Here is a 6,626-nt window from a genome sequence, read left to right as displayed (position 1 = left end):
GCCGCCAGTGGACTGCGTGCGATCATCGCGATCTACTCCACGGCACTCGGCCCGGCCCTCGGCGGGACCAGGTTCCACCCCTACGTCGACGAGGACGCGGCGCTGCTCGACGCCCTGGCGCTGTCCAGGGCAATGGCTTACAAGGCCGCCTGCGCCGGCCTCGACTTCGGCGGCGGCAAAGCTGTGATCATCGGTGATCCGAGCCGGGACAAGTCCGAGCTGCTGCTGCGCGCATACGGACGCTTTGTCGCCTCGCTCGGGGGCCGTTACATCACCGCTTGTGACGTCGGAACCTACGTCGAGGACATGGACGTGGTCGCCCGCGAGTCCCGATGGGTCACCGGACGGTCGCCTGCGCAGGGTGGCTCCGGCGATTCCGGCGTCCTGACCGCCTACGGCGTGTTCGAGGGCATGCGTGCCTGCGCCGAGTACCTGTGGGGCACGCCGTCGCTTGTCGGTCGCCGTGTTGCCGTGGCCGGACTCGGGAAGGTCGGCCGGCGTCTGGTCGGCCGGCTGCTCGCCGACGGCGCCGCCGTGGTCGCCGCGGACGTCGACCAGGCCGCGCTCGATCGGGTCCACGCGCAGTATCCCGACGCCGAGCTGCGGACCGATCCCGACGCGCTGATCACCGCCGACGTCGACGTGTACTCGCCGTGCGCGCTGGGCGGAGCGCTCACCGCGGAGGTGGCGAGCGCCCTGTACGCGCGGGTCGTCTGTGGCGGAGCTAACAACCAGCTCGCCGATGCCGGCGTGGACGAACGGTTGGCCGCCGCGGGCGTCCTCTACGCACCCGACTTCGTGGTCAACGCCGGCGGTCTGATCCAGGTGGCCGACGAGGTCGAGGGCTACTCGCACGAGCGGGCGCAGGCCGGGGTCAGCCGTATCTTCGCGTCAACGCTGGACGTTCTCGGCCATGCCGAGCAGGCCGGGGTGACCTCCACCGTGGCCGCCACCCAGCTCGCGGAGCGCCGGATGACCGGGATCGGACAACTGCGTAGGATCCTCATCCCATGACTCTAAGCAACCAGCTTGGGATGTCGATCAGTGATCCACGTCACACGTCGTTCATCGCAATCGTCGTGCGGCCCGACAACTGTCGGGTTGGCGTGCCCATGAGCCCGCGATCCCTGTAGTCTCGGGAGGCACGAGATAATGAGAGCACCGGGGCGGGTCCCCGTCGTCATGTTCGAGGGGGTCGAGCCATGGGGCGCGGCCGAGCAAAGGCCAAGCAGACGAAAGTCGCCCGCGAGCTCAAGTACAACTCGCCCAACATGGACCTTGATCGCCTAAAAGCCGATCTGGGTGCCGGTAGCGCGCGAGAAGACACCGCGGACGATCAGCACTCGTCGGATGATTCCTACGAGTACGACTACGCCGACGAGGACGAGGACACCGGTCGGCGGTAAGTGACACAAACATGGTTGCGGGTCTCCGGATCCCGGGCTCCCATGTGACCGAGGGCAACGCGATGGTGATCTTTATCGCGTTGGCGGCGGCCCAAGGAGCCCATGCGGCTAGGCCCACGCAGGCCGCAGCGGTGGCTGCGCGGGCGTCCTGTGCCGGCGTTCGCGGGATCCGGTGCCGCATCCATGGGCGAGTACCGCCACATGCCTCAGGCCATCAGGCCATGACGTGCTGGCATGGTCGACCCACATCTCAGTCGCGGACGGTCGCTCTAACGTGGATGTTCGCCGACCATCTCCGCCGGCTGACCAACGCGATCGCGATCATCATCCGCATCGCCGACGCCGTCAGCCGGGCTGTTCGCGGGGCCGTCGGCATCGCAACGGACGACCTCGCCGATGATCCACGCTGGTATCCCGCGCGCGGCGAGCAGGTCGAGGGCGGCGCAGGCGTCCTGCGCAGGCAGCACCGCGACCATCCCCACCCCGAGGTTGAACGTCCGTTCCATCTCTACCGCTGGAACACCACCACGCTCGGCGAGCAGGCTGAACACGGGTGGCGGGGTCCACGTGGACCGGTCCAGCCGGGCGGTCAATTCGGTGGGGATCACCCGGGCCAGATTGGCCGCGAGCCCACCACCGGTGATGTGCGCGAACGCGTGAACGTCCACGGCCGCGGCCAGCGCCAGGCAGTCACGGGCGTAGATCCGGGTAGGGACGAGCAGGGCATCACCGAGAGTGGTCCCCAGGCTGTCCTCATGACGGGCCAGGGCGGCGAGACCCGTGGGCGAGACCCCGCCCGGGCCGTCGGGGTCGACCGGGCCGAGCAGCACATGACGCACCAGGGAGTAGCCGTTGGAATGCAGACCGGAGGAGGCCATCGCCACCACCGCGTCCCCCGATCGCACCCGCTGCGGGCCAAGGAGCGCGTCCGTCTCCACCACACCGACACCGGTGGCCGCGAGATCGTAGTCGTCGGGGCCCATGAGCCCGGGATGCTCAGCGGTCTCACCGCCGACAAGGGCGGCGCCGGCCTGTTGGCAGCCGAGCGCGATCCCCGCGACGATTGTGGCGATACGCTCGGGAACAACGACTCCGCAGGCGATGTAGTCGAGCAGGAAAAGCGGTTCGGCGCCGCAGACCACCAGGTCGTCCACGACCATCGCAACCAGGTCGACACCGATGGTGTCATGCCGGCCGACGGCCCGCGCAACAGCAATCTTCGTGCCCACACCGTCGGTCGACGAGGCGAGCAGGGGACGCCGGTAGCGGGTGACGTCGAGCGCGAACAGCCCGGCGAAGCCCCCGAGCGATCCGACGACCTCCGGGCGGGTGGCCCGCGCGACATGCGCGCGCATGAGCGCCACGGCGCGGTCACCGGCGTCGATATCCACGCCCGCGTCCCGGTAGGACACGTTCGTCACAGGCTGATCAGGCGGCGGCGCGCTCACCGTCGCCGTGCCACCGGGCTGGCGCCGTCCATGCCCGCGCCGTCCATGCCCGCGCCATCCAAGGCCGCGCCATCCAAGGCCGCGCCGTCCAAGGCCGCGCCGCCCAAGGCCGCGCCGCCCACGAGCGCGGGGTCGTGGCCGGCACGGTCACCGTCCGCGGCGTCTTCCAGCAGGTACTTGCCGAGGTGGTCGGCATGCGGCAACGGCACCGGGTACACCCCGTCGAAACAGGCTCGGCACAGCTGCGCCACCGGCTGGCGGGACGCCGCGACCAGGCCGGCCAGTGACACGTAGGCCAGGGAGTCGGCTCCCAGCGACTCGCGGATCTCATCGACGTGGGCGTTGTGCGCGATCAGTTCGGAGCGGGTGGCGAAGTCGATGCCGTAGAAGCACGGCCAGCGCACCGGCGGCGAGGAGATCCGCACATGTACCTCGGTGGCGCCGGCCTCGCGCAGCATCCGCACCAGGGCGCGTTGGGTGTTACCCCGCACGATCGAGTCGTCGACGACGACAAGGCGGCGGCCGTCGATGACATCACGCAGCGGATTGAGCTTCAGCCGGATCCCACGCTGGCGGATCGTCTGCGACGGTTGGATGAACGTCCGTCCCACATAGGAGTTCTTCACCAGCCCGTCGCCGTACGGGATGTGGCTGGCCTCGGCAAAGCCGACCGCTGCGGGCACGCCCGACTGCGGCACCCCGATCACGAGATCGGCCTCCGCCGGCGCCTCGCGGGCGAGTGTCCGCCCGACCTCGACCCGGGTCGCGTGCACGGAACGGCCCGCGATCGTGGTGTCGGGACGAGCGAGGTAGACGTACTCGAACAGGCATCCGTGCGGTGTCGCCGGCGCAAACCGGTGCGAGCGCGGCCCGTCGGCGTCAATGACGATCAGTTCACCGGGTTCGACCTCGCGGACGAAACCGGCGCCGACGATGTCGAGGGCAGCGGTCTCACTCGCCACGACCCAACCGGTGTCCGGGCCGTCCCCGCCGAGCCGACCCAGCACGAGCGGATGCACACCGTGGGTGTCCCGGGCGGCGTACAGGGTCGAGGTGTCGCAGAACACCAGCGAGAACGCGCCGGCCAGCCGGGGCAGCACGTCCATGGCCGCTTCTTCCAGCGTCAGGCCGGGATGCGCGGCCAACATCGCGGTGATCAGGTCGGAGTCCGTCGTCGCCCGGATCGGGCCCCTGACGGTGTCGGCGAAGTCCGCGGCCAGGGTCGCGGTATTGGTGAGGTTGCCGTTATGACCCAGTGCAACCGCTCCACCGCCGTGCGACGACCGGTAGGACGGCTGGGCATTGTCCCAGGTCGACGATCCGGTGGTCGAGTAACGGGTATGGCCCACGGCCAGGTGCCCGGTCAGGCTCGCCAGGGTCACATCGTCGAAGACCTGGGCGACCAGCCCCAGTTCCTTGAAGACGACGACCGTCCGGCCGTCGGCGACCGCGATACCCGCCGCTTCCTGGCCCCGATGCTGCAACGCGTACAGTCCGTAGTAGGTTAGGTTCGCAACGTCCTCATCCGGAGCCCACACCCCGAACACCCCGCAGGCGTCCCGCGGACCTGGATCATCGACGTACTCACGGGCCCAGTCCCCGGCATCACGGTGCTCAGTGGTCGTCGCCGGAAGCCGGCTGTCGCTGCGGGAGACATCCGCTGGTTCGACATGCGCCGTCGGACGGGCAGAGTTGGACATCGAACAGTCACCGACGTCGGGCAACACAGCTCCTTGGGACGTCGTTCACACTGGTCCGCAGCCCACGCTAGCAGCGCCAACCCGCCCGACACCTGTCGATCTCCAACTCATGCGGGACACCACGGACAGGTCCGGTCCGGGTAGTCCCTCGAGCACCCGAAGCACATGCGCCTTACAGCAACGGAAGGTAAGGACGCAGGTCGGCGCGGGAGCCGCTGGCCCGCACGCGACCGTCCGCCGCCGCGTCCACCCAGCTCAGGCGGCCCACGGCGACATCGACGAAGGTGACCGGATCGGTTTCGACCACGTTCGGCGGTGTGCCCCGGGTGTGCCGCGGACCGTCGACGACCTGCACCGCCGCGAACGGCGGCACCCGTACCTCGACGCAACGCCCCGGAGCGCGCGCCACGAGTAGACCGGTGAAGGTCCGCACGACGATCCGCACCGCATCCCGATGCGGATCGACCCCCAGGTCAAGACCGTGGACAACACCGTCCACCGCCAGTGCGACCAGAAGGTCCCCCAGCCGCATCCCACCGGCTGCGGTCATGACCGGACGCGCCGGGTCGACGCCGGCGAGCCCGGCCACAGCGGCGGCGATGCCGTCACCCAACCGCGACCGCAGCCGGCCGCGCTCACCGGCTCCCCACCGCGTCTCGGCGGCCGTCCCCGTATCGGCGGCCGTCCCGTTGGGTGCGTCGTCGCGCGGGCCGAGCCCCGCCAACCCGGCCGGCGCCGCCAGGTAGGACTCCACGCTCAGAAGACGTTCCGGACGTGCGTCCGCGGCCGGCGGGGGCGGACCCGCGAGCGCCGCGGCCAGCGCAGCCGCCGACCCGGCGGTGTGGAGGACAAGGTCCGCGGCACTCCAGCCGGGCAGCCTGCTCGGCCGCGCACACTCCTGCGCTGCGAGTACGGCCGCCCGTTCGGCGATCCGCTCCCACTGGCCGACCACCGCCGACACCAGCTTGCGATCATCACGACGAGCCGCGGACACCACGGTTCTGAATTATCGGCCGGCGGAAGACGGGCCGACCGGACAGGCCCTAGCTGCACCTGCTCTCCCATCTACCCGGCATTGAAGAGGAGGATGAGGCGATGGACGCGCAGCCGTACGGAAACGTGATCGTGGACGCTGACAGCGGCGACGCCCAGGCCGACCCGCTGGACCACCCGCGCCGCGACGACCGACATGATCAGCTCGCTGTCGGCGAGCTGAACGACCCTTTCGGGACGGCCGCGATCCAACGCCGGGTCCTCGACGCCTGGGCCGCATCCCCCGCGCGGTTCCGCGAGGACGCGAACGCCGAGGAGGACGCCGCCCGCGGCGCGTACCGCGACCGACTCGTCGTTGAACTGCTCCAGAACGCCGTGGACGCGGCCCACGCCGCGGCGGTGCCCTGCCGTGTTCTGATGACGCTGACCAGCAGCGACGACACGGCGACAGAATCTCACGCCGGGATGCTGGAGATCGCCAACACCGGGGCGGGGCTGTCCGCGGCCGGGGTCGAATCACTGTCCACTCTGCGTGCCTCCGCAAAGCGCGACACCGCGGCTCTCGGCCGATTCGGGGTCGGTTTCGCCGCGGTTCTAGCCGTCAGCGACACTCCGTCGATCGTGTCCCGACGGCCGATGGGGCCGTGGGAGGAGCGGGACCACCACAGCGGTGGTGTCGGCTGGTCGAAACAGGCGACCATCGACGCGATCAACACACTCGGTGTGCCCGCCCTCGACGCCGAACTGACCCGCCGCGACGGTGCCGTCCCCGTGCTGCGCCTGCCCTCAACGCTGGCCGACGCGCCGCCACCGCCGGAGGGCTACGACACCGTCGTCCGGCTACCGCTGCGTGACGCGGGCGCGATGGCGCTGGCCCGCGCCCTGCTGGCCGGTCTCGACCCGACGCTTCCGCTGGTGATGCCCGGACTGTCCGAGATCACCGTCGTGGTCGACGGTGCTCGCACGACGCTTTCCTGCGTCTGGGTGGACCCCACCCCGGCGGGCCCGGCGGGGCCCGCCGGCCAAAGGGCGCGCGACAATGATCTTTCTGGCGCGCCCGGAGGCCTGAATGGGCATGA

At 70.3% G+C, this 6,626-nt stretch carries 6 protein-coding genes; 3 read left to right on the top strand and 3 right to left on the bottom strand.

The features are described from left to right. The coding region (locus U9980_RS10810; protein WP_322767789.1) for a Glu/Leu/Phe/Val family dehydrogenase at positions 1 to 1,014 on the top strand (1,014 nt) is incomplete at its 5' end. Between the two features lie 188 nt (positions 1,015 to 1,202). Then, positions 1,203 to 1,406 (top strand): DUF3073 domain-containing protein, encoded by a 204-nt coding sequence (locus U9980_RS10805; RefSeq protein ID WP_322750294.1) that lies wholly within the window; start codon positions 1,203 to 1,205, stop codon positions 1,404 to 1,406. Between the two features lie 269 nt (positions 1,407 to 1,675). On the opposite strand, the gene purM is transcribed toward U9980_RS10805, so the two are convergent. The 3 genes from purM to U9980_RS10790 all read right to left on the bottom strand — a co-directional run bounded on the left by purM (position 1,676) and on the right by U9980_RS10790 (position 5,548). Next, positions 1,676 to 2,827: a phosphoribosylformylglycinamidine cyclo-ligase gene (gene purM / locus U9980_RS10800; protein ID WP_322767788.1), complete on the bottom strand. Its 1,152-nt coding sequence runs from the start codon at positions 2,825 to 2,827 to the stop codon at positions 1,676 to 1,678. Positions 2,828 to 2,850: 23 nt separating this feature from the next. After that, the gene (gene purF / locus U9980_RS10795; protein WP_416210225.1) at positions 2,851 to 4,554 is read right to left on the bottom strand and encodes an amidophosphoribosyltransferase; all 1,704 of its coding nucleotides are present in this window, start codon (positions 4,552 to 4,554) and stop codon (positions 2,851 to 2,853) included. Between the two features lie 172 nt (positions 4,555 to 4,726). Continuing rightward, on the bottom strand, positions 4,727 to 5,548 hold the full coding sequence (locus U9980_RS10790; protein ID WP_322767786.1) for a sterol carrier family protein: 822 nt from the start codon (positions 5,546 to 5,548) through the stop codon (positions 4,727 to 4,729). Positions 5,549 to 5,649: 101 nt separating this feature from the next. Here U9980_RS10790 and U9980_RS10785 point away from each other — a divergent pair. After that, positions 5,650 to 6,626: sacsin N-terminal ATP-binding-like domain-containing protein (locus tag U9980_RS10785; protein ID WP_416210224.1), on the top strand; the 977-nt coding region annotated here is incomplete at its 3' end.

Source organism: Protofrankia sp. Cr1 (genome assembly GCF_963555865.1).
GTDB lineage: Bacteria > Actinomycetota > Actinomycetes > Frankiales > Frankiaceae > Protofrankia.
The sequence above is the reverse complement of the archived record's forward strand: the minus strand, read 5'-3'. Positions and strand labels throughout refer to the sequence as shown.